The organism is Acinetobacter sp. YH01024, assembly GCF_013420195.1.
GTDB classification, from domain to species: Bacteria; Pseudomonadota; Gammaproteobacteria; order Pseudomonadales; family Moraxellaceae; genus Acinetobacter; species Acinetobacter amyesii.
The window spans coordinates 19,897-41,647 of record NZ_VOYQ01000030.1; the positions used below are offsets into that span (position 1 = coordinate 19,897).

26 protein-coding genes and 1 pseudogene are annotated in these 21,751 nt (G+C 43.4%); 12 read left to right on the forward strand and 15 right to left on the reverse strand.

The window, feature by feature from the left end; genetic code table 11:
• Positions 1-33 precede the first annotated feature (33 nt).
• The gene (gene ribA, locus FTT88_RS12185; protein ID WP_180173959.1) at positions 34-636 is read left to right on the forward strand and encodes a GTP cyclohydrolase II; all 603 of its coding nucleotides are present in this window, start codon (positions 34-36) and stop codon (positions 634-636) included.
• A 125-nt stretch (positions 637-761) separates the two neighbouring features.
• Here the strand turns inward: ribA and trpA are convergent, their stop codons facing one another.
• Positions 762-1,550 (reverse strand): tryptophan synthase subunit alpha, encoded by a 789-nt coding sequence (gene trpA / locus FTT88_RS12190; RefSeq protein WP_180173960.1) that lies wholly within the window; start codon positions 1,548-1,550, stop codon positions 762-764.
• On the reverse strand, positions 1,547-2,758 hold the full coding sequence (gene trpB, locus FTT88_RS12195) for a tryptophan synthase subunit beta (protein ID WP_180173961.1): 1,212 nt from the start codon (positions 2,756-2,758) through the stop codon (positions 1,547-1,549). Before trpB ends, trpA begins: the two co-directional genes overlap by 4 nt.
• Before the next feature lie 102 nt (positions 2,759-2,860).
• On the opposite strand from trpB, the gene FTT88_RS12200 reads away from it, so the two are divergent.
• The 4 genes from FTT88_RS12200 to FTT88_RS12215 all read left to right on the forward strand — a co-directional run bounded on the left by FTT88_RS12200 (position 2,861) and on the right by FTT88_RS12215 (position 5,613).
• Complete coding sequence (locus tag FTT88_RS12200; protein ID WP_180173962.1) at positions 2,861-3,742, forward strand: LysR family transcriptional regulator; 882 nt, start codon at positions 2,861-2,863, stop codon at positions 3,740-3,742.
• A 118-nt stretch (positions 3,743-3,860) separates the two neighbouring features.
• On the forward strand, positions 3,861-4,433 hold the full coding sequence (locus FTT88_RS12205; protein ID WP_026438210.1) for a nuclear transport factor 2 family protein: 573 nt from the start codon (positions 3,861-3,863) through the stop codon (positions 4,431-4,433).
• A complete protein-coding gene (locus tag FTT88_RS12210; protein WP_180046964.1) occupies positions 4,409-4,909 on the forward strand; it encodes a chalcone isomerase family protein in 501 nt (166 codons plus the stop codon). Before FTT88_RS12205 ends, FTT88_RS12210 begins: the two co-directional genes overlap by 25 nt.
• Positions 4,910-4,920: 11 nt before the next feature.
• Complete coding sequence (locus FTT88_RS12215) at positions 4,921-5,613, forward strand: response regulator transcription factor (RefSeq protein ID WP_078194299.1); 693 nt, start codon at positions 4,921-4,923, stop codon at positions 5,611-5,613.
• Here the strand turns inward: FTT88_RS12215 and FTT88_RS12220 are convergent.
• The 8 genes from FTT88_RS12220 to FTT88_RS12255 form a co-directional block, all read right to left on the reverse strand.
• Positions 5,610-6,932, reverse strand: a complete 1,323-nt coding sequence (locus FTT88_RS12220; RefSeq protein ID WP_373685452.1) for a sensor histidine kinase — start codon at positions 6,930-6,932, stop codon at positions 5,610-5,612. The two genes, FTT88_RS12215 and FTT88_RS12220, sit on opposite strands and share 4 nt — an antisense overlap.
• Positions 6,933-6,971: 39 nt before the next feature.
• Positions 6,972-8,021, reverse strand: coding sequence for a cyclopropane-fatty-acyl-phospholipid synthase family protein (locus FTT88_RS12225; RefSeq protein WP_005177277.1), 1,050 nt, complete (start codon positions 8,019-8,021; stop codon positions 6,972-6,974).
• An 8-nt stretch (positions 8,022-8,029) separates the two neighbouring features.
• The gene (locus tag FTT88_RS12230; protein WP_180173963.1) at positions 8,030-8,809 is read right to left on the reverse strand and encodes a DUF1295 domain-containing protein; all 780 of its coding nucleotides are present in this window, start codon (positions 8,807-8,809) and stop codon (positions 8,030-8,032) included.
• Positions 8,810-8,834: 25 nt separating this feature from the next.
• Positions 8,835-10,031 carry a cyclopropane-fatty-acyl-phospholipid synthase family protein gene (locus FTT88_RS12235; protein WP_180173964.1) on the reverse strand — a complete coding sequence of 399 codons (1,197 nt, stop codon included), beginning with the start codon at positions 10,029-10,031 and terminating at the stop codon, positions 8,835-8,837.
• Positions 10,028-10,822 carry a DUF1365 domain-containing protein gene (locus FTT88_RS12240; protein ID WP_180173965.1) on the reverse strand — a complete coding sequence of 265 codons (795 nt, stop codon included), beginning with the start codon at positions 10,820-10,822 and terminating at the stop codon, positions 10,028-10,030. The genes FTT88_RS12235 and FTT88_RS12240 overlap by 4 nt, the downstream gene beginning before the upstream one ends.
• 9 nt (positions 10,823-10,831) lie before the next feature.
• Entirely contained in the window at positions 10,832-12,115 is a 1,284-nt protein-coding gene (locus FTT88_RS12245; RefSeq protein ID WP_180173966.1) for an NAD(P)/FAD-dependent oxidoreductase, read from the reverse strand.
• Entirely contained in the window at positions 12,112-13,098 is a 987-nt protein-coding gene (locus FTT88_RS12250) for an acyl-CoA desaturase (RefSeq protein WP_180173967.1), read from the reverse strand. The genes FTT88_RS12245 and FTT88_RS12250 overlap by 4 nt, the downstream gene beginning before the upstream one ends.
• A gap of 138 nt (positions 13,099-13,236) precedes the next feature.
• The gene (locus FTT88_RS12255) at positions 13,237-13,782 is read right to left on the reverse strand and encodes a lipocalin family protein (protein WP_180173968.1); all 546 of its coding nucleotides are present in this window, start codon (positions 13,780-13,782) and stop codon (positions 13,237-13,239) included.
• 481 nt (positions 13,783-14,263) lie between these two features.
• Here FTT88_RS12255 and FTT88_RS12260 point away from each other — a divergent pair, with 481 nt between their 5' ends.
• The 3 genes from FTT88_RS12260 (at position 14,264) to FTT88_RS12270 (ending at position 15,070) form a co-directional block, all read left to right on the forward strand.
• Positions 14,264-14,479 (forward strand): cold-shock protein, encoded by a 216-nt coding sequence (locus tag FTT88_RS12260; RefSeq protein WP_180173969.1) that lies wholly within the window; start codon positions 14,264-14,266, stop codon positions 14,477-14,479.
• Positions 14,480-14,575: 96 nt separating this feature from the next.
• Entirely contained in the window at positions 14,576-14,803 is a 228-nt protein-coding gene (locus FTT88_RS12265; RefSeq protein WP_131324836.1) for a hypothetical protein, read from the forward strand.
• 69 nt (positions 14,804-14,872) lie between these two features.
• Positions 14,873-15,070, forward strand: coding sequence for a hypothetical protein (locus tag FTT88_RS12270; protein WP_180027292.1), 198 nt, complete (start codon positions 14,873-14,875; stop codon positions 15,068-15,070).
• Positions 15,071-15,322: 252 nt separating this feature from the next.
• On the opposite strand, the gene nudC is transcribed toward FTT88_RS12270, so the two are convergent.
• Positions 15,323-16,096, reverse strand: a complete 774-nt coding sequence (gene nudC / locus FTT88_RS12275; protein WP_180027293.1) for an NAD(+) diphosphatase — start codon at positions 16,094-16,096, stop codon at positions 15,323-15,325.
• 371 nt (positions 16,097-16,467) lie between these two features.
• Between nudC and FTT88_RS12280 the strand changes: the two genes are divergently transcribed.
• Positions 16,468-17,991: a cryptochrome/photolyase family protein gene (locus tag FTT88_RS12280; protein WP_180027294.1), complete on the forward strand. Its 1,524-nt coding sequence runs from the start codon at positions 16,468-16,470 to the stop codon at positions 17,989-17,991.
• Position 17,992: 1 nt separating this feature from the next.
• The gene (locus tag FTT88_RS12285) at positions 17,993-18,145 is read left to right on the forward strand and encodes a DUF2256 domain-containing protein (protein WP_168379796.1); all 153 of its coding nucleotides are present in this window, start codon (positions 17,993-17,995) and stop codon (positions 18,143-18,145) included.
• Here FTT88_RS12285 and FTT88_RS12290 read toward each other — a convergent pair.
• The 3 genes from FTT88_RS12290 to FTT88_RS12300 form a co-directional block, all read right to left on the reverse strand.
• Positions 18,142-18,396: a TIGR03643 family protein gene (locus tag FTT88_RS12290; protein WP_180022958.1), complete on the reverse strand. Its 255-nt coding sequence runs from the start codon at positions 18,394-18,396 to the stop codon at positions 18,142-18,144. The genes FTT88_RS12285 and FTT88_RS12290 overlap by 4 nt on opposite strands.
• A 197-nt stretch (positions 18,397-18,593) precedes the next feature.
• Positions 18,594-18,995 (reverse strand): hydroxyisourate hydrolase, encoded by a 402-nt coding sequence (gene uraH / locus FTT88_RS12295; RefSeq protein ID WP_180173970.1) that lies wholly within the window; start codon positions 18,993-18,995, stop codon positions 18,594-18,596.
• Positions 18,996-19,005: 10 nt separating this feature from the next.
• Positions 19,006-19,494, reverse strand: coding sequence for a heme-binding protein (locus FTT88_RS12300; RefSeq protein ID WP_180027295.1), 489 nt, complete (start codon positions 19,492-19,494; stop codon positions 19,006-19,008).
• 106 nt (positions 19,495-19,600) lie between these two features.
• Between FTT88_RS12300 and FTT88_RS12305 the strand changes: the two genes are divergently transcribed.
• Together FTT88_RS12305 and FTT88_RS12310 are read left to right on the forward strand one after the other, a co-directional pair.
• A complete protein-coding gene (locus FTT88_RS12305; protein ID WP_168378005.1) occupies positions 19,601-20,272 on the forward strand; it encodes a heavy metal response regulator transcription factor in 672 nt (223 codons plus the stop codon).
• Positions 20,269-21,651 carry a heavy metal sensor histidine kinase gene (locus FTT88_RS12310; protein ID WP_180173971.1) on the forward strand — a complete coding sequence of 461 codons (1,383 nt, stop codon included), beginning with the start codon at positions 20,269-20,271 and terminating at the stop codon, positions 21,649-21,651. Before FTT88_RS12305 ends, FTT88_RS12310 begins: the two co-directional genes overlap by 4 nt.
• A gap of 13 nt (positions 21,652-21,664) precedes the next feature.
• On the opposite strand, the pseudogene FTT88_RS12315 reads toward FTT88_RS12310, so the two are convergent.
• Positions 21,665-21,751: pseudogene (locus tag FTT88_RS12315) on the reverse strand (ABC transporter ATP-binding protein); the annotation flags it as partial.

A 21,751-nucleotide genomic window follows, 5' to 3' on the forward strand; every position in this document is an offset into this window, starting at 1 on the left:
ACCAAATATAAATTTATATAGGTGTATTCTTCAATGGCTATAGAGTTTGTTTCAAAATCAAAACTACCGACTGCATTTGGTGATTTTGAAATTATAGCATTTCAAGACCAAAGTACTGGTGAAGAACATATCGCTCTTGCCAAAGGCATGGGTACTATTTCTAATCAACCTGTACTCGTTAGAATTCATTCAGAGTGCTTAACAGGTGACGCTTTTGGATCAGTCAAATGTGATTGTGGCCCCCAATTACATTCAACCATGAAAATGATTAATGATGCAGGTCAAGGTGTGATCTTATACTTGCGCCAAGAAGGTCGCGGCATAGGACTAACCAATAAAATTCGAGCTTACGCACTTCAAGACCAAGGACATGATACTCTTGACGCCAATTTATTATTAAATTTACCAGCAGATGCTCGTAAATATGATATGTGTACCATTATGTTAGATTATTTAAAAATAAAGAATGTAAAACTCATTACAAATAATCCCCTTAAAATTAAATCTTTAACTGATTTAGGAATTAATGTTGTTGAACGTATTCCTTTAAAAGTTGGTTTAAATATCTTTAACAAAGCTTATCTTGAAACAAAGCAAAAACGCATGTCACATCTATATGATAATAGTGATTTTTAAAAAGCGATCACTTTTAGAAAAAAATCCACGTATAAAGTTCCATCTCCCTCACGGGAGAAGGCCAAGATAAAATATTGTTTTATATTCAATTATGGTTTTAAAGAATACCTATCAAAGAAGCTGGCTTATTCTTTATTTTCTCTCAGGATTTGCGAAAAAACTGTGACTTTTTCTAAAGTCGCATTCATTCCCTTATTAAAAAAAGTGTCGACGAGCGCTGAACCGATAACAATAAGATCTACTTTATTGGCTAAGGCTTTAACGTGGTTTTCATTTTTGATCCCAAAGCCAATTGCAACAGGAATATTAAAAATAGGTTTGATTTCAGCAATCTTTTTCTCAAGATTAGATAGATTGAAGTCTCCTCCTGTTAAGCCATTTTCTGCAACATGATATAAAAACCCTGTCGCGCGCGCTGAAATTTGCTCTAACCTTTCAACTGGAGTCGTCGGCGCGGTCATTGCAATTAAATGCATATTTTTTTCATTTAATTGCACCTCAAATTTTTCTCGATATCCATATGGAGCATCTAAAATCAATATTCCATCTATAAGATTTTCTGTTTCGGCGATAAGTGTCTCAAAACCATATTGCATCATCGGATTTAAATAAGTCATGAAAATTATTGGTGTCTGGTCATCATGTAGCCTGATTACTTTTACCAACTCAATGGTCTGTTTTACCGTTTGACCTGCATCTAAAGCCCTAAGATGCGCTGCCTGAATGATCTCTCCATCTGCCACTGGATCAGAAAATGGAATACCCACTTCAATAATGTCAGCCCCTGCTTGACCCAATTGGCTTAACAGACGACAACTTTCTGTAAAATTAGGATCTCCAGCAGTAAAATAACAGACCAGACCGCTTCGATTTTCCAGTTTCAATTGCTCTAATTTTTGATCTAGACGGTTCATGCTGTAGCTCTTGTAAGATATTTTTTGACCGTGTTTAAGTCTTTGTCTCCTCTGCCACTTAAATTGACAATAATGATCTGTTCTGGGTACATTTCTTGAGCAAGTTGAATCGCATATGCAATCGCATGAGAACTCTCAAGAGCAGGAATAATACCCTCCTGTTGGCTTAAAAGCTGAAAGGCATTTACCGCTTCTTGATCGGTGATCGCCGTATATATCACACGCCCTGTTTCAAAGAGAAGGCCATGCTCAGGACCAACGCCAGGATAATCTAAGCCAGCTGATATAGAGTGCCCTTCTAAAATCTGCCCATCTAAGTCTTGTAATAAATAGGTTAAATTGCCATGCAGCACACCGACTTGACCTTTGCAAATAGAGGCGGCATGTTCACCGCTATTTGTTCCTTTTCCACCCGCCTCAACGCCAAACATTTTGACATTCAGATCTTCTAGAAAAGGATGCATCAACCCTAATGCATTTGATCCCCCACCAACGCAAGCAACTAGAGCATCAGGCAGTTTATTTTCTTTCAGGAGTATTTGGTTTCTGGCTTCTAAACCAATCATTTTCTGAAATTCTCTGACCATGGTGGGATATGGATGAGGGCCTGCACCCGTACCCAATAGGTAATAGGTTGTATCCACATGACGAATCCAGTCACGTAATGCTTCGTTCATGGCATCTTTTAAAGTCCCACGACCTTTTTGAACACTTCTGACTTCAGCACCGAGTAATTTCATGCGTTCAACATTCATTTGTTGGCGCTGAATGTCTGTTTCTCCCATAAAAATGGTACATTTCATCTTAAACAGCGCGCAAACCGTTGCTGTTGCAACACCATGTTGCCCAGCACCCGTTTCTGCAATGATTCTGGTTTTACCCATAAATTTGGCTAATAAGATTTGCCCTACACAATTATTGATCTTATGCGCACCCGTATGGTTCAAATCTTCTCGCTTGAAATATATTCGAGCGCCGCCTGCATAAGCTGTTAGGTTTTTTGCATAAAAAAGAGGACTAGGACGACCAACAAAGTCCGTTAAAATCTGCTGATATTCAGCCCAAAATTCAGGTTTGTGCCGAACAGTATTAAAGGCTTGCTCTAATTCTTGAAGTGCAGGCATTAAGCTTTCTGGCATATAACATCCGCCAAATTGACCAAAAAATCCCAAGTCATCAGGACCATTACCTGTATAAGGGGTTGTCATCTCATATCTCTTTTACTATCAAAACTTGTTTGATCTTAAAATATTTTCATTTTGATGATAATTGATATATTTTGAGCTTAAGGTGTTAGAAAATTTTACAACATGAAACGCAGAACATTACCTCCTCTTAATGCTTTAAAAGCATTCGAGGCTGTCGCTAGAAATAAAAGTTTCAGCTTAGCTGCCGAAGAATTATGTGTAACCCATAGCGCGATTAGCCATCAAATAAAGCAGTTAGAAGAATGGTTGGATAAAAAATTGTTTATTCGACATTCCTCGACCATCTCTCTGACGGCGGATGCCGAAGAATTATCGCTCGTTTGTATGGAGCTTTTTAATCGTTTAGAACAATGCGTCTTTGAGTTAACAAATAAAACTTCAGAAGTAGAAGTTGTCATAGGCGCTTCTCATAGTTTTATGGCAAATTGGCTGATTCCTCGATTAGAAAAGCTCGAAGTCATTTATCCCAATATCCATATCAAATTAATGACATGTAATGACTTAAAATTGTTAGAAAAAGAGAAGGTTGATATATTTATCAATAGCGTCAGTGAGCATCATTTACTTCCCAATTTTTTGAATAAATTTCTGTTATTTCCCGATAACATGGGTCCTATTTGTAATCGTGAAATAAATCTTCTTCATTCCGTAAATGATCTTTTAAACTATCCATTACTTCATACCCACTCAAATAAAAGTGCATGGCATACATGGTTTAATCAGTTTCAAATAGGCTTTTCCCCAAAATCCAATGACCGTTATTTTGATAGTCTGAATTTAATGATAGAAGCTGCCGTGTCTGGGTTAGGAACTGCCATAGCACCTCAAATTCTAGTAGAAAAAGAAATGTTAAATGGAAAGATCATTGCCCCTTTTGGTTTTATCTATTGTGACTATAATTTTTATGCAATGGTCAGAAAAAATAACGAAAATCGTGATGTTATGAATATCATTGATTGGTTAATGGCCGAAGAAAAAAGTTAAACATTTAATCTTTGATTTGAAAAATTCTATTCAATTGCTCATCTATAACGTCTATTTCACATTCTGTTCACGCTGTGCTGCCTAAGGTATAAAGATACACTTCATACGGACACTGATGATGAGACTTGTAAAAACACTTATTGCTACAGCCTTATCCTTGCCGCTTCTGTTGTTAGCCGGATGTAAAAGTATTCCCAGTTATTCAGCCGATTATGCCCAATCCAGAAACGGTATTCAGGGGATAGCGCTGGATCAGGCTAAAGCTCAGGATATCGGCCTCCGCTTTACCTCAGCCTTTAATACCTTGGGCACACCGGAATTTGTGGAAAGAGCCGGATCGCTGTATGCTGACCAGCTGTTTATTAACGATACTCTATCGCAATTTTCATCCCGTCAAAATCTGCTGGAGCACTTTCAAGGCATGAACAAACGGGTCAGCAAGGTCAGCGTCAAGCTGTTAAACGCTTCTTATCATCAGGACTCTGCCTATGTGCACTGGCATATGGCCTATGATTTTAAAATGTTCGGCACGACCCGCAGTATGGACTCTTACGGTATCAGTGAAATCAAGATCAACGAAAACAACAAGATTATTTTCCAGCAGGATTTCTGGGACCCTGCGAACGGCCTGTACCGTTCCCTGCCTTATGTTGGAGGGGTCTACTCATGGCTACTGCCTTTCAAAAAATAGCGATCAGCACGGCGTTAGTGATGGGATGTAGCTTCAGTACATGGGCACAGGCACAAAGCCTGAATCAATGCGGCAATGGTCCGCTGATGGTGGGTCAAAAACAGGTCGGTATGGCCAGTTATTTTGCCCAAAACTGTAGCCAATTCTGGGAAAAACAAAATATACAGATGGACTTTTCCTATACACAGAATATTCCGGAATGGGCATTTAAGCGTGCGGCCACACATTTACTGAAACGTAATGTTAAAGACGCAAAAATACATGCTCTATTCAACCCAATCACCGATTTGTATCGTCCGGTCAGATCAGGCGACCTATACCGTTTAAAATACAACCATGCTACACAGACCCTGAGCTTATCCTTGAACCAGCAAGGTTTAGGGCAGCTTAAACATCCTCTGGCACAACAATATTTTAATATATGGCTGGGTCCCCAGCCATTTAGTGCTAAATTAAAACAGCAATTATTAAATTAGTATCTGCCGCTATGTCGAAACATTTTATCCTGATGGTTGAAGACCATTATGAACTGGCCTCTACCCTATGCGAGTTTCTGGAAGAACATGGCTTTGTGGTCGATCATGCCCGCAATCTGAGTGCTGCTAGACAATTACTGAAACAGCAACGCTACCATATCTTGCTACTAGACATTAATTTGCCTGATGGTTCTGGTTATGAATTGTGCGAGTGGTTACGCAATGAAGAGGGGTTGGACTTACCTGTCTTGATGCTTACCGCTCGGGATACCTTGGATGATAAACTCAAAGGCTTCAATTCCGGCACGGATGATTATCTGGTCAAGCCCTTTGACTTTAACGAGCTGGTGGTTCGGGTCAAGGCCCTGATCAAACGCTCCCTGGGTGAAGTATCCAACAGTCGTCTGCAAATTCATGACCTAATTTTGGACCCCGCAACACAGCAGCTAACTCGAGCTGGCCAGAACATTGAATTGCCTCCAATTCAGTTTAAACTTTTGAAGCTACTGATGCGTCACTCTCCTAAAGTACTGACCAAACAGGAAATTATGATGGAGCTTTGGGGTGACGAAGAGCCAGAAAGTGATGCTCTGCGCAGTCATATCTATAATTTACGCAAAATGGTCGATAAACCCTTTGAACAAAAGCTGATTCACACCATATCTGGGATTGGTTTAAAGATTGCTTTCGAAGATGAAGCCTAATTTAGGTACACAACAACAATCAGTCCAGTGGTCATTGCTAGATCAACATTCTGATGAGTGTCAAGATAATATTGCCTGTCAAACAGCTCCACACGCCAACCTAGCTGTTTGCATAGCTTTTGCACCAATTGCAATCCAATACCATGCCCTTTGATTTCCAGTTGTAGCTGCTGACCAGACAGTTCCTGAACTTTAGAATTGTTAGGTAAAGGCATGCCGACTCCATTGTCAGCAATCAGTACTTTATTTTTTTCCATAATCACATCAATTTCTGTGCCCTGTGAATAGTTCAGCGCATTGCGCAGAATATTGCCAAACACCATTTTGGTCATGGATGGATAAAGTTTACGCGGCTGTTCATCGAGGTCTTTTTGCAGGTCTATCTGCATGCCTTTGTTATGACTGACACTCTCCAGATCCTGCACAAGATTGTCCAGACATTCAGAAAGCATGGTCGGTTCAGCAGTTAAAGTATTGGTGGTATTGCGGGCAATGGCCAGCAAGGTATCGACCAGCAGCTGCATGTCTTCAATGGTGTTATGCAGGCGGGTAAAGGACTTGTTGTCGCCATAGCGTGCCTGACACAGCTGCACATTGCCTTTTAAAATGGTCAGTGGCGTGCGCAGCTCATGGCTAACATCTCCGGTAAATTCACGCTCACGCTGAATAAATTCGCTTAATACCTGATGATATTTTTCCAGCGCCTGCTTGAGGTATTCAGCTTCCAGATTGGAGTCGGTGCGGATGTCCTGAAAAGGCGAAGCCTGATTTTTCTGATGTTCCCAGTCGATATGTTCCAGCGCATTGGCCAACCGGGTAATCGGGGAAAAATAACGTCGGGCCCGACGGTTCCACCACCACAATACGCTATATAGCACAAACAGGCTGACCATCAGCGGTGCCAGACCAAACAGCCAGACCAGCTTGTTGACGTTGCTTTCGCCAAACACCAGCAGCACATGCTGTCCGTCTTTTTCACCATACACGGTCATGCGCTCCTTGCCATCGACAAAATGCCGGTTCACCCCTTGCTCAAGCTGCATGTGGCGAAATTGGACAGGCGGCACATCGCTCCAGCGGTAACCATACAGGTTTTTGGTGTCGGGCAGTTCAGCAGCCGGATTACGTTCCAGCCGCTGCCAGTAGTGTGACATTTCCTGTTCTAGCGCAGTTCTGAGCAGGGAACCCTTGATTACCCAAGCACTACAGCCAATCCCGATCACCACAGACAGGGCAATGAATCCGATTTGCAGCCAGTAATAGCGGTTAAACACCTCACCCAGAGGATGATCGTGTTTGTCCCTGAACAGCTTTAACATTGGTGCATTCCCCGCTGGCCCATCCGATTCGCCATTCAATTATACGGTTTTCTTTTTAAACAGAAAGTGACCGATCACCCACTCGCGTCCATGCTCATAACCGAACAGCTCGGCACAGGCCATAAAGAAAATCCGCCAGCGTTGCCACCAGATGGCGGCATCTGCACCATAGGTCTGTTCAAACAGGGGCTGCAGCTCGACCTGTTTCCGGTCCATGTTCTCCAGCCAGGCATTTGCGGTACGTTCATACTGCGTACCCGCCCATTGCCAGTGCTGCTCTAATTGCAAATGCTGCTGGAAATGCAGAAAGGTCGACGCTGCCGGCATAAGTCCGCCACTAAAGAAATATCTCGACATCCAGTCGAATTCATTTTTCACTTCAAACGGATAATGCAGGAAACGGTGACAGAAAATATGGCACCAGAGCAGACCATCCGCTTTCAGCCAGCTGCTGATATTTTCAAACAGTTTCTGGTAGTTGCGCACATGTTCAAACATTTCCACCGAAACCACGCGGTCAAAGGACGCGGGTTCCAGTTGCAGCACATTGACGTCGCAGGTGATCACCGTCAGGTTCTGCAGTTTTTTCAGACGCGCCTGTTCCTGAATATACTGGCGCTGGGTCGAGGAATTCGACACCACCGTGATACGGGCCTTGGGATAATGCTCGGCCATATACAGACTCAAAGATCCCCAGCCACAGCCAATTTCCAGAATATCCTGTCCATCTTTTAACTGTGCACGCTGGCAATAGCTGGCCAGTGCCGCTTCTTCCGCCTGATCCAGCGTGGTATGAGTATGTTCAAACAGGCTGGCACTGTATTTCAGACGCTTGCCCAGTACTGCCTGGAAAAATGCGGTGGGCAGTTCATAGTGCTGTTCATTGGCCTTGTCGGTCTCGATGGCAATCTCGCTGTTTTTCAGCATATGCAGCACATCCATATAGCGCCGGGCTGCCAGTGCCGGGTCAAAGCGTCCTTCCTGTGCCAGACGTTTTTTGCTTAGGCTGCGAATGCCGGCGCGAATGACCGAATCGGGCAGCTTGCCGCTTTCGACCAGTTTTAAAGATTGTTGAATCATAAAGTCCATGTATTTACCTACTGTTTGGGTGGCCACGGAATAAACATTGAAGTTCGTCGTTGATAGTCTTTATAGTTGTCGCCGCGATGTGCCAGCGCCTGTTGTTCACTAAAGGGAATCCCGGTGATATAGTAGAGAAACAGCCACATCAGCAGCGGATAAATCCATAATCCATAGGCACCTGCTGCCAGACCAAGGACCGGATAGGCAAACCAGTGCAGCCATTCAAAGAAATAATTCGGATGGCGCGAATATTTCCACAAACCCTGATCCATGGTTCTCCCCCGGTTTTGCGGATCGAGCTTAAAACGGTAAAGTTGCTGGTCAGCGGTACTCTCACCGATCAGCGCCAGCAACATGATCATGCCCGCCACAATCACAGTGACCAAAGTCCAGTCATTCCATTGCTCGGTCGAGATACTTAACAACTTCAGCATTGGGTAAGAAAACAGTAGAGCCAAACTTGCCTGAAATATAAAAAACATTAGAAAACCAAGATGCTGATAATCCCCCATCGCTCGGCGCATGTTGGCATAACGCGTGTCTTCTTGGGTTTCACTGGCATAGCGCCGTAACAGATGCCAAGTCAGCCGTGAAAACCAGATCCCACTCGCCAGTCCCAGAAACATGCGCACCGGCAGCGGAGCCGTTTCCACGACCCAGGCCGCGATAATGACGTTGAGTGCAATACTGAAACTCCAAGCGACATCGACCAGCCCTGCTCTGTGGTTATAGGTCACCAACACCCAGCTACAGAGCATGATAAAGACATTCAGCATCAGTAAATTCAGCAGCATCTGAGTCCTCCTGTTTTATCTTGGCTTAGTAGGCACTGGCTTCGAACAGCAGATGTACATCACTGATCACGCCTTCGCGGAAGCCACCTTCGCAATAACACAGATAAAAATCCCACATGCGGATAAAACGCTCATCAAAGCCGAGTTGCAGGACCTGATCATGCTGCTGCAAGAAACGCTGACGCCAGTGGTGCAAGGTCTGGGCATAGCTCTGGCCGATATCTTCCAGATGTTTGAGATGCAGTTTTTGTTCGGAAGCGGTCTGGGTCATGACACTGATACAGGGAATAAAACTGCCTGGGAAAATATAGCGCTTGATATAGTCCACGGTATTCAGGGCTTTGGCATAGCGTGCATCTTCAATGGTGATGGCCTGAATCAGGGCCAAACCATTCGGTTTTAGCAATTCACGGCATTTGCGGAAATAGGTCGGCAAATACTGCTCACCCACGGCCTCGATCATTTCAATCGACACCAGCTTGTCGTATTTGCCTTCCAGTAGACGGTAATCTTTCAGCTGGACAGTGACGCGATGTGACAGTCCGGCAGCAGCGACCCGAGCTACGGCTTCATCGTACTGTGCCTTGGAAATGGTGATGGTGGTGACTTTACAGCCATACTGCTGTGCGGCATAAATGGCAAAACCGCCCCAGCCACTGCCAATTTCGACCAAATGATCCATCGGTTTCAGCTTGAGTTTCTGGCAGATCAGCTCTTTTTTATACTCCGAAGCCTGTTCCAGGCTCATGCCCGGCTCTTTAAACACCGCACTGGAATACATCATGCTGCTATCCAAGAACAACTTGAAAAAGTCATTGCTCAGGTCATAATGCTCGGCAATATTTTTGCGGCTGCCATCAATCGAATTCTTGCGCGATTGGTACCAGACCTTTAACAGCAACTGGCTAGCCTTGGCCACGGCATTCTGGTTCATCCGGTCCAGTACATCGCGGTTGCGTGCCAGAATGCGGATCACATCCACCAGATCTTCACTGCTCCAGTAACCGCGGATAAAACCCTCTGCTGCACCGAGCACACCATTACGGAACAACAGTTCCATCAGACGGGCATCATGCACCTGAATCACGGCCTCAAGATCGCTGTTTTCCCCGACCGACCCGTTCCAGACGCCTTTAAAAATCAGCTGACCATGCCGTAATTTCAGCAAATGCCGTAATACTACCGGCAGTGTGCTTTGCTCTCCCATGAATAGTGTTTTCATTGCAATGTGTTTCCTTTTTCTTTTTTAGGATGCCGGTAAAACGGAATTTTCTTTTTCCATAAACGAAAGGCATGCAAATAAATTCCGCTGATCATCCTGAAGGGTTCAAGAACTTTCAGCACAGCATAGCGATGCTGCTGTGAAGGAACCGTGATGGCCTGCAGGGAAAATTTCAGGGTGGCATCGAATTGCAGCACGCCCTGCTCAAACAGCTGCATATGAATCACGTTCTGCTGATCGGAGAAGCTGAAGCGCCAGCGGTAATCCAGTGCCATCGGCATGAACGGCGATACATGGAAAGCCTTTTTAAAATCAAACTGGTGACTCTGGTACGGCGCATGTTCAGCTGCATTGTTCCGGCAGTCGTGGATATAGACCTGACGTTCATTCCACGGCGTATTGGTAATTTCGCTCAGCACAAAGAGCAGTTGATCGGTGGCACCAAAGACCAGATAAAACACCACGGAATTAAAGCGAAAGCCGAGTGTGCGTGGCAAAGCCAGGACCCGGATGGAAGCGGCATGCGATAACAGATAGTTTTCCCGCTTGATCAGCAGGCGTGCGACCTTCTGCCGAATCGAGCCACATTCCATGGTCAGAAAGTCACGCTCATCCAAGGTGAGGAAATTCCAGCACCTAGATGACCACAGCCAGGATTTTCGGGTAAAGGTCGCGAGCTGATCCGGATCAAACCATAAATAGGTCAGCTGGGTCTCAAAAGCATGGGCTTTGGGCAAATAACGGCGATGCCGGATTTCGGCAGAGGCAATCGCCAGTGGATACATCTGCATCATGTGCTCCTAGGCGGCCTGTTCGGCCTGTTTCAATAGCTGATCGACTACCCATGATGCGCTACGCGCCCCATCCTCATGAAAGCCCCAGCCCCAGTAAGCACCACAGTATGAAGTGCGGTTTTGGCCGTTGACCTCGACCCAGCGTTGCTGTGCTTCAATCGCCGGGGCATCAAACACTGGATGACGGTAATACCGCTCTACCCAGACTTTTTTCGGATTCAGGGCAAAATTAGGATTCAGGGTGGCAAAGACTTGGGTTTTGCAGTTCAGGTTCTGCAACTGGTTCATCCAGTAGCTAAAGCCATAATGTGTGCCACTGTGCTGGAATGGCGTCTGTTCAGTGGCCTGAGTCGGCGTGACGTGTACATGCCAGCTGGCCCACTGGCGACGGGATTTGGGCATGATGCGGGTATCGGAATGTACCACCATGCGGTTATCCTGATAGCGGAACTTGCCTAGCACGTCCAGCTCCTGCGCGGTCGGGTCTTTCAGTAATTTCAGACTATCATCAGCATGGCTGGCAAACACGACCCAGTCAAAACGTTCGGTGCCCTGTGCTGTTTCAACTAGTACATCATTGGCACTGCGGGATACATGCAGAACACCCATCTTGCGGAAGTTAATATTCGCCTGGGACTGAATCGCACGAACGTAGCGAGCTGATCCCCCCTTGACCGTAAGCCATAACGGCCGGTCTTTTAATTGCAACATGCGATGGTGCTGGAAAAAGCTCACCACAAATTTATAGGGAATCTGTCCGGCTTGCTCCACCGGGCAGGACCACAGCGCTCCACACATCGGATAGAGATGTTCCTGACGGAAGGCTTCAGAATAACCATGCTGATTCAGATATTCATCAATACTGAGCTGTGCATCAACCTGCTCCACATCCAGATCTTTATTGGCGGCATAGAAGCGGAACAGATCCGACAACATCGCGCGAAAATCAGCCTTTAAAAAGTTTTGCGGTCTAAACAGCAGCGAGAATTTTTTCGATGGATTGTACTGCAAGCCCGTGACCTGATTGTTCACCGAAAAGCCCATGTCACTGCTTTGCGATTGAATCCCGAGTTCTTTCAGCATGGCGCAGAACAGTGGATAGTTGTGCTCGTTAAACACAATAAAGCCACTGTCTACTGCGACCTGTTCACCGTCTATGTTGAGCTGATGGGTATCGGTATGGCCGCCAAAATAATTATTCTTTTCAAACACCGTGACCTCATGCACTTTGCTGAGTTTCCAGGCGGCATACAGACCGGAAATACCTGAACCAATAATCGCAATTTTCATGGTGATTCCTTCGATTGAATCGTGTGAGTGCCTGCCGTAGCGGATTTTTTCTGTTTCCGAGCCTGGGCAATTTTACTGGCTTCATAGACCCGTGCCGGAATCGGCTTGAGTCCCCAGACCAGCCCGAACAAAGACATGAGTTTCAGCAGGTAATAGGTCACATCAATCTGCCACCAGTAAAAACCCTGCCGGGTACTGCCGGCATAATAATGGTGATTGTTGTGCCAGCCTTCGCCTAAGGTAATGATGGATAAGAATAAGTTGTTGCGACTGTGATCTTCAGTGTCAAAATCCCGGCTGCCATAATGATGCGCCAGTGAGTTAATACACAAAGTGGCATGGAGCAGTAACACAGTGGAGACCACAAATCCCCAGACCAGCAATTGCAGGCCGGAAGTGCCGAGTTGAGGTAAAGCCGTGGCCAGCCACTCCCCTAGCGCATAAATCCCGCCCGCGGTCAGCAGCACCACAATTAAACTGAAACGGTCCAGCCAGATCAGTTCCGGATATTTCAGCCAATCTCTAATGACTTCTTTACGCGTGGCAAAGTTATATTCGTTTAAAAACCAGCCAACGTGGCTGTACCAAAAACCATGCGTGGAGGAATGCGGGTCTTGCAAGGTATCGGTATAGCGATGGTGATAACGGTGGTGCGCCGCCCACCAGAGCGGGCCACGCTGCGCACTCATGGTACCCATCAACACAAACAGGAACTGTACTAAACGCGAAGTCTGAAAAGTTTTATGTGACAGATAACGATGAAAAAAAGCGGTGATGGAAAACATGCGGATGAGGTAGAACGCCAGCATAAAGCCCAGCGCAAACCATGACACTCCCACCCAGAACACGGCGAGACAGGCTAGATGTAATAGAATAAAGGGTAAAATCCTCAGCCACTGAATCTTGCTGTTTTCAGCCGTCAGTGTTTCGGGCGCTGTGGGTGTAGACCAGCTGTCTATCCATCGCATCAGACTTTTCAACATGGACTCATCCTATTTTCAAGCGATTGTCTTTATTCTATTTGATGAGTGTAATCAGTCAGATATGAATTTTATGTGAAATGAAATAAAAAAAGCCGAACTGTGTAGAGAGAGTGGTCAGTTCGGCAAAAGGTTAACAGATTAATGCGACAATTTGATCAGTTTTGTGATGTCATAACCATAATATTTTGCTGTCTCCAGATAAGACTTATAGATGGCTTCATCCAGTTGCGGTTCACGCGATAAAATCCACAGGTATTTGGTACTCGGTCCACCGACCAGTGCCACTTTATATTCCGGATCCACGCGTAATACCCAGTAATGCCCTTTGGTAAACGGAATCCATCTTAAACCTGGCGGCAAAAAGCTGACCTTTAGTTTGCTGTTGCCCTGATTTTGCGGATAGGCCACCCCTTCAGAGCTGATCATTTCACCATTTTCAATCCGGCAGCTATTTAATACGCCCATAGTCTGATCGGCATTGACGCTATATTGTGCCGTGATATTAGCTATACATTTACGCTGAAAATACATCGGTAAATGCGCAATTTCATACCATTTACCGGCATACTTCTGTATATCTACTCGTTCAACTGCCTGAGGCGCAGCAGTTTCTGCTTGAGTCGTTGTAAAGCTGATGATAGACAGTGCTATCGCTGCAAAAGCAGACTTAAATCGCATCTTCATTTTTTAGCCTTGTTGGATCTCAGGATTAAGATAACCCAAGTCGATGTGAACAAAGTGTGAAGATTAAATGCAGGATGAATGTAGGCGAAATTTCAATCTTAAAGCCTGAGAAAATGGAGAAAATCATTTTTCTTGGATCCCCCTTTTAACGCGGTAAATTGGTTTTTCCAGATTTAATGTAGCAATATTGTCGGTAGTATTTTTTAAAAAAGTCACCTAGATCAAAATATTAACTCCCGATCCAGCCATCTTTTATAAGATAATTAAATATACATATAAGAAAAACTTGATTAATTTTATTTTTAAGGTATAGTGAGCGTAACTAGAAAAAAGTCTTGTTTCATTCAATCTCTGTTAAGTATCGTCGTTTTATTCATAATCCTTCGTTTTTTTAGATTTTAAGTCTCATTCATTATTATTTTCCAAGTTATCAGCAGTCAATAAAATGGCTAAAATTATTAAAAAATCAGTAGGATTTATTATGTCAAACTCAAATATTGTTAAAGGTACGGTTAAGTGGTTCAATGAAACTAAAGGTTTTGGTTTTATTCAACAAGAATCAGGTCCAGATGTTTTTGCGCACTTCAGTGAAATTGCCAACTCAGGTTTTAAAACCTTATTCGAAGGCCAACAGGTTGAATTTAGTATTGCTCTAGGTCAAAAAGGACCAAACGCAGTTAATATTACTGCGGTCTAAGTAATTAGATGAATTAAAAAAGTACGACTCTGTACTTTTTTAATTCAAAAGTTGTTAATCATATTCTTCGAAAAAATCATAAAAACAGGATACACATTGTTAAAAATTAATGAATTAGTGGCAAAATCTACAAATGGTACTGAAATTATTGTCTCGTTAATCCCCTTAAATAAAATGCAAAATACACGTGAAGGGTTTAAAGCGATTGAAGTTGGTAAAAAAGTACGTCTAGAATCTGGCGTTGAAGTGGATTTAAATTTAGATGGTCGTACATTTTATATCTCCATGAATCAATTATTTAAGTTAAATCATAAAGTGATTTAACTTAAAATTTATGAATAATGAAGCCATGTAATTGTTTCTCTTTCGTGCTGTTATTAAAGGTATATGTAAATGCTTAAACAAAATCTAAATATAAAAGATCAATTCGGAATCAAATATTCTATTCAGGCCACAGTTAATCACCATTTTGACGCTAGCCAGTCTTACTCCCATATCAAATATATAACCGTGGATGGTGAAGATATTCGACCTAGCTTTGATATGTTTTTCCAAAGTTCTTCAAGTGGAAAAATTTTCAAGATTATCTAAATTATTCCCAACCTATTCAGGACGGCATCTGTTTATAGAGGTCTGTAAAATACAGCACATTCACATGGTCGAACCGATGATACCACACTAAAAAACTATGCAGCACCATCATTGCCAAGCTCTTTATTTCAGTCTATAGAGTGAAAACGGGCAAAGTCCGTGGCAAGTGCTGAGAGTTCCTTTTCTAGATTTCCGTTCTTATTTCAGCCTGAAATTATCATCTAAATATTCAAACATTTCTCTTTTTAAATTTCAAAGCCATTCTTTACTGTCATCTGCAACAGGCGTTTCATGCATCACGTGCTGAATCATGGCATAAGCGATACTACCCTTGAACGGAATTTCGGGTAACTGATCATACTTGAAAAATTGCGCGTCGCTGAGTTCATCTTCCTGAATCTGAATCTCACCCGAGTGATACTCTGCCCTGAAAGCCATCATCAGGTTGCTGGGAAAAGGCCACGGCTGGCTGGCCAGATATTGAATATTTTTGATTTGTAGCCCCACTTCTTCCAGCGTTTCGCGGCGTACTGCCTCTTCCAGAGTTTCTCCAACTTCAACAAAGCCTGCAATCAGGCTGTACATCTGGGTTTTATTGCGGGCATTTCTTGCCAGCAAAATTTCATCTGCACCTCGAGTAATGATGGTAATCACACAAGGATTTACCCGCGGATACTGGTTATAGCAACAGGATGGACAGACCATGGCATACTGGCTGGTATGCTGCTGGGTGGCGTGACCGCATTTACTGCAAAAGCGGTGGTTACGGCGCCATTCCAGTAACTGTACCGCACGGCTGGCCTGTTCAAACTGCGGTATGCTCCAGACTTGCACCAGTTGCCGGATCGGAACCAGCTGATAACCTTCCGGTATCGGTTCGTCTTCTTTCAGGTCACGAGCAATGATCGCGCCATTTTCCAACAGGTTCAGGTCATGCTGCAGTCGTTCTACATGCGGCAACTGGAAATGCTCATCCACCAGTAATTGTTGCTGTCTAAAAATATACGCTTTTGAATGTATGCTCATGACAATTCCTTGATTAAAAAAAATCCCACACAGAGGATGTATGGGACAAAACTAAGGAAGCTTACATGGAGTAACTTCTAGCCAGATACTAGGCGAAAGCTGCCTGAATTACAAACACAATAATTTGTATCTTTTTGATTAAAATCACATAATTTTCACACCGACTATGCATTAAACAATAATTAAATTCGAGTATTGTAAAATGGTTTGAAATTTTTATAGATAAATACAGCTTTGCTCAAGTGATGATGATTTCTGTGCAATGGTTGATCCGCATCTGACACAGTCTCTTTGGGATGATCTGTATTTTCACAAAAAATTGAGCTGCCTACATTTACACTGTTCTAGTGTTTATAAACTTTGAGATTGGTATGCGTTTCGGTTTAATTCTGGGAGACCAGCTTCATCATCAGCTAGCTACGCTCAAAGTACTGGATCGCACTCAGGATGTAATTCTGATGGCCGAAGTGGTTGAGGAAGCCACTTATGTCGCCCATCATCCGCAGAAAATTGCGCTGATTTTTAGTGCGATGCGTCACTTTGCCAAGGCGCTTAAAGCTGATGGTTGGCGTGTACGGTATCATGCTTTTGAATCTGATAGTCCTATTCGTAGCCTGCTGGATTTTGTGCAGTCACAACAACAACTGCTCCCCGTAACAGGACTGGTAATTACACACTGTGGAGAATACCGCCTACAGCAGCAGATTCAACAGCACTGGAGCCCACGGCTACAACTGCCCGTACAGTGCCTGAATGACGACCGTTTTTTCTGTAGTCTGGAGCAGTTCCGCCACTTTGCCAGTCGCTACCAAACACTGCGTATGGAATATTTTTACCGAGAAATGCGCAAGCAGACTGGTTACTTGATGCAGAGACAGCAGCCCATAGGGCAACAGTGGAACTATGACAGCGCCAATCGCAAGGCTTGGTTGGGCAGTCCGCCCTTGCCCCCGCAACTTAATTTTGAACGAGATCAGATTGATTTAGATGTGCTTGCACTGGTTAAACGTGAGTTTTGCCAGCATTCTGGAAGTCTTGCCAATTTCCGTTGGGCCACCACACGCAGTAATGCCAAGCGTGTTCTGGAACATTTTATTGCCTATAGTTTGCCTTATTTTGGTGATTATCAGGATGCTATGGCACAGGGTACAGACACGCTGTTTCACAGCCTGCTCTCACCTTATTTAAACTGTGGCCTACTATTGCCCAAAGAAGTCTGTGATGCGGCAGAAGCTGCCTACCATGCCGGTCATGTACCACTGAATGCAGTTGAAGGTTTTATCCGGCAGATTCTGGGTTGGCGCGAATATGTACGAGGCATTTACTGGCTATACATGCCGGAATATGCCAACCGCAATGCACTGCAGCATTCGTCACCGCTGCCACAATTTTACTGGACTGGTCATACCCAGATGAACTGTATGGCGGAATGTTTTCGCAATACTTTCCAAAATGCCTATGCGCATCACATCCAGCGTTTGATGATTACTGGCAACTTTGCCCTGTTAAGTGCTGTAGACCCGCAGCAGATCAGTGAATGGTATCTGGCGGTATATGCAGATGCCTATGAATGGGTAGAACTACCGAACACGCTGGGCATGGTAATGCACGCTGATGGTGGGTTAATGGCCAGCAAACCCTACGCCGCTTCGGGCAATTACATTAATAAAATGTCAGATTACTGCAAGCACTGTACCTACAATGTCAAAACCCGTACCGAGCCGGACAGCTGTCCATTTAACAGTCTATACTGGTTTTTTATGATTCGGCATGAAGCGATATTTCGTACTCATCCACGTATGGGCATGATCTATCGACAACTCGATAAACTTCAAGATCGGCAGCAGATTATCACCCATGCGCAGCAGCTCCTTAGTCGGATTGATGAGTTATAAAATGAAAAAACATCATCTTCCTAAAAAAATCTGTATTCACTGCTTACGCCCATTTAACTGGCGTAAGAAATGGCAACGTTGCTGGGAAGAAGTCAGATACTGTTCTGAACGATGTAAACGTGAGTCCAGACGGTGTACAAAGTCAAGCGCTTAGAAACGTTTATACTGCCTTGAACAATAAGCCCGAATTACATCAGGTGATCGCAGCTGCAAATGCTTGGTTTTTCGACCGGTAACCCGTTCACGCCACATTTTAAAACTAGATACTTTCAAGTTTTTTCGCATCAAACGAATCACAGTCGCTTCATTTAAACCATACTCACGTTGGATAGCTTCAAAAGGAGTTCGATCTTCCCAGGCCATTTCGATAATTCTTGATAAATCTTGTTCAGCAAATTGATTCACGCCATTCTCATTTTTAATCAAATAATAGTAAAAGCTAATTTTTGGCCTTTAAGCCTCATCACATCCCTTGTACAACTTGAATCTATTCTGATTCGGTGAAGAGTATAAAAATATGGGCATGAATTTTTTGTGATTCTTTCTAACGTTTACTAATTATAAGCAATTAAAAGGGCTAGTTTTACCAGCCCTTTAGATTATCAATTACCTCGGTAGGTCGAGTATCCATAAGGGCTTAATAATAAGGGAATGTGGTAGTGACTGACACTGCCATCAACTTTGATAATAACGGGGACTTCTGGGAAAAAAGTGCTCTGATTATTCTTTTTGAACCAGTCACCAGTTTTGAACGTAACCTTATAAATCCCTTGCGCTAACGGCTGATTTTCAGGAAAAAGTGCTGTAATACGACCATTCGACCCTGTAACTTGCTGATTCAGCTGCACCCATTTATTGCCAGAACTCTTTTCGAGCACTACTTCAACATCAGCAGAAGGTAAGCCATTTTCTAGATTTAACACATGCACACTTAATGGGTTATTTTGTGCAAACGTCATTGATGTTAATAACAGTGTTGAGAGTGGTAAAAACTTCTTAAACATAATGGAATCCTTAACGATTAAAACTATACTGAATGGCTGCCTCAGCACAATACTGATCATTTTTGGCGCCTCCTGCACCCGCAACCCCAATTGCACCGACCACCTGATTTTCATAACGCACTGGTAAACCACCTCCTAACAACAGCAAATTAGATAAAGTGGTTAAATTTTTTGCATCACTGTTTTCATGAGCATTTTGACTTAACAGCAAGGTCGCTGTTTTGGTCGATAAAGCGGTATAAGCTTTCTTTTCGGCTGCGCCCAAATTATGGGGGCCGACATTTTCATGCCTACTCGCCATCAAGGTATTTCCTCCCCGATCAACCACGACCACAGCAATATTGTGCTGTATTTTTTGACAAGCAGCCACTGCGGCATCAACAAGGATGTGTGCAGCGTTGGAATCGAGTGAATAAACTTGATTCAATTGAATGGTTTGTGCAAAAGTACTGCTACTCATCAGCATTACTGTTAAAACAAACCCTTTGAGGTTGTTCATCATGATTGCCCCGAATTAAGTTTTACAAAATCTTATACAACCTGAATGATTTGAAGCATGACAATCACATTACAAAGTTGTCATCTTCAAAATGAGTCTGAGCAAAATGTGTATTCTAATTATCGAAGATGAAGTGAAGATCGCCTCATATCTCGTGAAGGGCTTAAATGAATCTGGCTATGCCGCTGAATGTGTTCATTCAGGGCTCGAAGGCTTGGAAAAACTAAAAATACAACCTTATACCTTGGTCATATTAGATGTGATGCTGCCCGATATTGATGGCTGGGCAGTCTTAAAAGTATTGCGTCAATTTTCCCATATACCCGTGATTTTTCTCACTGCCAAAGACCAGATTATTGATAGGGTCAAAGGTCTGGAACTAGGTGCCGATGACTATCTGGCCAAACCTTTTTCTTATATTGAATTACTTGCGCGCATTAAAAGCTTACTGAGACGGCAACAGTATGTTCAGGAAAACGAGCTATGGATGGGCAACTTAAAAATGGACTTAATCCATCATAAAGTTTGGCGACATGAGCAGTTAATTGAACTCAGTAAAAAAGAATTTAATTTATTGCACTTTATGCTGCGGCACCCAAATGAAATTATTACGCGTAGGCAAATTGCTTCCGAAGTTTGGCATATCAATTTTGATACCGATACGAATTTTATTGATGTCGCGGTACGACGCTTACGCAGTAAAATTGACGAGGAGCATGAGATAAAATTAATTCATACTGTCCGTGGCTTGGGCTATAAAATTTCGGTTGAAGCATAATGTTCAAGCCCATTCGCTCTTTAGAACTCCGATTAACGCTCTTGGTTACAGGGTGTGCTGCAATGGTCTTGTGCGCTGTAGCATTTATGACCTATCTGGGTATCAACCAGATTTTAATTGCTCAGCAAGATCGGGCTTTGGTTGAACGAATTGAGCGACTGGAAATTTTGCTGCAAGACAGTAGTAATATTGAACAGATTATCGCTCGCCCGAAGCTGTATCAAAACATGTTGGGAAATCAGGATAATTTGTTTTTATTGATTCAGGGCAATCAGATTCTCATCAACATCAATCCTCTTGGCATTCCTCTGCCTGAATTTACCCATCAGCCACAGATTCAATTCCGAGATTTATCAGCTCATACTTACCCCACCCGTATTGCTTGGAAAACCATTCAAATCAATCAGCAGCCCTATGTGTTAATTGCAGGCAAACAGTGGTCTGAACGTTTATCCATCATCTCGCCTTTTCAAAAACGTCTTTTCATTTATGTATTTACAGGCATCTTAGCCATTTTCATACTCTGTGCCATTGCTAGCCGTCTGGGATTGAACGCATTAAGAACTCTGCGAGAACAAACCCATGCCATTAATATTCAGCAACTTGAGCAGCGACTCAATCTGGTTCATCCCCCTCAAGAGATTGAACAACTAGCATCCGATATCAACGCCATGCTTGACCGTATTGAAATGGGATATAGCCAACTGAATCGCTTCTCTGAAGACATTGCCCATGAATTTAGAACCCCATTGAATAATTTAATCGGGCAAACCGAAATTTTACTCATGAATGAACGTAGTCCCGCACAGTATCAGGAACTCTTGATTTCCAACTTGGAGGACTATCAACGTTTAAAACGAATGATTGACAGCATGTTATTTCTCGCCCGCGCAGATGCACACAAAGTTTGCTTAAACAAACAGAAGATTCAACTTCAATCATTTATAGAAAATATATTCAGTATTTTCGAGTATCAAGCTGAAGAACAACACTGCAATTTTGTTTTAAGGCTTGAAGCGACTGAGCTATTGGCAGATCCTGAACTGTTACAACAAGCGCTGTATAATCTAATATTAAATGCGCTCATTCACGGCAGCAATTACCGAACTATTTATGTGCTTAGCCACAGAAAGAACATTAATAATATGCAGATGATTACATTATCTGTGATCACCAGTGGTTTGGAAGTTGCTCCTGAGCATTTGCCTCATCTCTTTGAGCGTTTTTATCAGTGCAGTTCCAGCAGACAAAGCCCTCATCAAACGGGTGGTTTAGGCCTATCGATTGTGGCATCCATTTTAACGCTTCATCAGGGAATGTATCAGGCAGTCAATAGCGCAGAAGGCATCTGCTTTGAACTGCTTTTACCAGAAGAGTGATCTACATTCCGGCTCATTCCATCTCGTGTTTGGAATCACTCTGAATTCTCCCATCCACCAAATTAATGGTTCGATCACAGGTCGCCGATAATCTAGGATC

What these genes read in the sequence shown, in the direction of transcription:
- FTT88_RS12285 (WP_168379796.1), top strand. Translation starts at nt 17,993, where the DNA reads ATGAAAAAACATCATCTTCCTAAAAAAATCTGTATTCACTGCTTACGC.
- FTT88_RS12220 (WP_373685452.1), bottom strand. Translation starts at nt 6,932, where the DNA reads ATGTTAAAGCTGTTCAGGGACAAACACGATCATCCTCTGGGTGAGGTG.
- uraH (WP_180173970.1), bottom strand. Translation starts at nt 18,995, where the DNA reads ATGTTTAAGAAGTTTTTACCACTCTCAACACTGTTATTAACATCAATG.
- ribA (WP_180173959.1), top strand. Translation starts at nt 34, where the DNA reads ATGGCTATAGAGTTTGTTTCAAAATCAAAACTACCGACTGCATTTGGT.
- FTT88_RS12270 (WP_180027292.1), top strand. Translation starts at nt 14,873, where the DNA reads ATGCTTAAACAAAATCTAAATATAAAAGATCAATTCGGAATCAAATAT.
- FTT88_RS12240 (WP_180173965.1), bottom strand. Translation starts at nt 10,822, where the DNA reads ATGCAGATGTATCCACTGGCGATTGCCTCTGCCGAAATCCGGCATCGC.
- FTT88_RS12210 (WP_180046964.1), top strand. Translation starts at nt 4,409, where the DNA reads ATGGCTACTGCCTTTCAAAAAATAGCGATCAGCACGGCGTTAGTGATG.
- trpA (WP_180173960.1), bottom strand. Translation starts at nt 1,550, where the DNA reads ATGAACCGTCTAGATCAAAAATTAGAGCAATTGAAACTGGAAAATCGA.
- FTT88_RS12280 (WP_180027294.1), top strand. Translation starts at nt 16,468, where the DNA reads ATGCGTTTCGGTTTAATTCTGGGAGACCAGCTTCATCATCAGCTAGCT.
- FTT88_RS12260 (WP_180173969.1), top strand. Translation starts at nt 14,264, where the DNA reads ATGTCAAACTCAAATATTGTTAAAGGTACGGTTAAGTGGTTCAATGAA.
- FTT88_RS12245 (WP_180173966.1), bottom strand. Translation starts at nt 12,115, where the DNA reads ATGAAAATTGCGATTATTGGTTCAGGTATTTCCGGTCTGTATGCCGCC.
- FTT88_RS12200 (WP_180173962.1), top strand. Translation starts at nt 2,861, where the DNA reads ATGAAACGCAGAACATTACCTCCTCTTAATGCTTTAAAAGCATTCGAG.
- FTT88_RS12230 (WP_180173963.1), bottom strand. Translation starts at nt 8,809, where the DNA reads ATGCTGCTGAATTTACTGATGCTGAATGTCTTTATCATGCTCTGTAGC.
- FTT88_RS12225 (WP_005177277.1), bottom strand. Translation starts at nt 8,021, where the DNA reads ATGGACTTTATGATTCAACAATCTTTAAAACTGGTCGAAAGCGGCAAG.
- FTT88_RS12235 (WP_180173964.1), bottom strand. Translation starts at nt 10,031, where the DNA reads ATGAAAACACTATTCATGGGAGAGCAAAGCACACTGCCGGTAGTATTA.
- FTT88_RS12250 (WP_180173967.1), bottom strand. Translation starts at nt 13,098, where the DNA reads ATGTTGAAAAGTCTGATGCGATGGATAGACAGCTGGTCTACACCCACA.
- FTT88_RS12215 (WP_078194299.1), top strand. Translation starts at nt 4,921, where the DNA reads ATGTCGAAACATTTTATCCTGATGGTTGAAGACCATTATGAACTGGCC.
- FTT88_RS12305 (WP_168378005.1), top strand. Translation starts at nt 19,601, where the DNA reads ATGTGTATTCTAATTATCGAAGATGAAGTGAAGATCGCCTCATATCTC.
- nudC (WP_180027293.1), bottom strand. Translation starts at nt 16,096, where the DNA reads ATGAGCATACATTCAAAAGCGTATATTTTTAGACAGCAACAATTACTG.
- FTT88_RS12255 (WP_180173968.1), bottom strand. Translation starts at nt 13,782, where the DNA reads ATGAAGATGCGATTTAAGTCTGCTTTTGCAGCGATAGCACTGTCTATC.
- FTT88_RS12205 (WP_026438210.1), top strand. Translation starts at nt 3,861, where the DNA reads ATGAGACTTGTAAAAACACTTATTGCTACAGCCTTATCCTTGCCGCTT.
- trpB (WP_180173961.1), bottom strand. Translation starts at nt 2,758, where the DNA reads ATGACAACCCCTTATACAGGTAATGGTCCTGATGACTTGGGATTTTTT.
- FTT88_RS12300 (WP_180027295.1), bottom strand. Translation starts at nt 19,494, where the DNA reads ATGAACAACCTCAAAGGGTTTGTTTTAACAGTAATGCTGATGAGTAGC.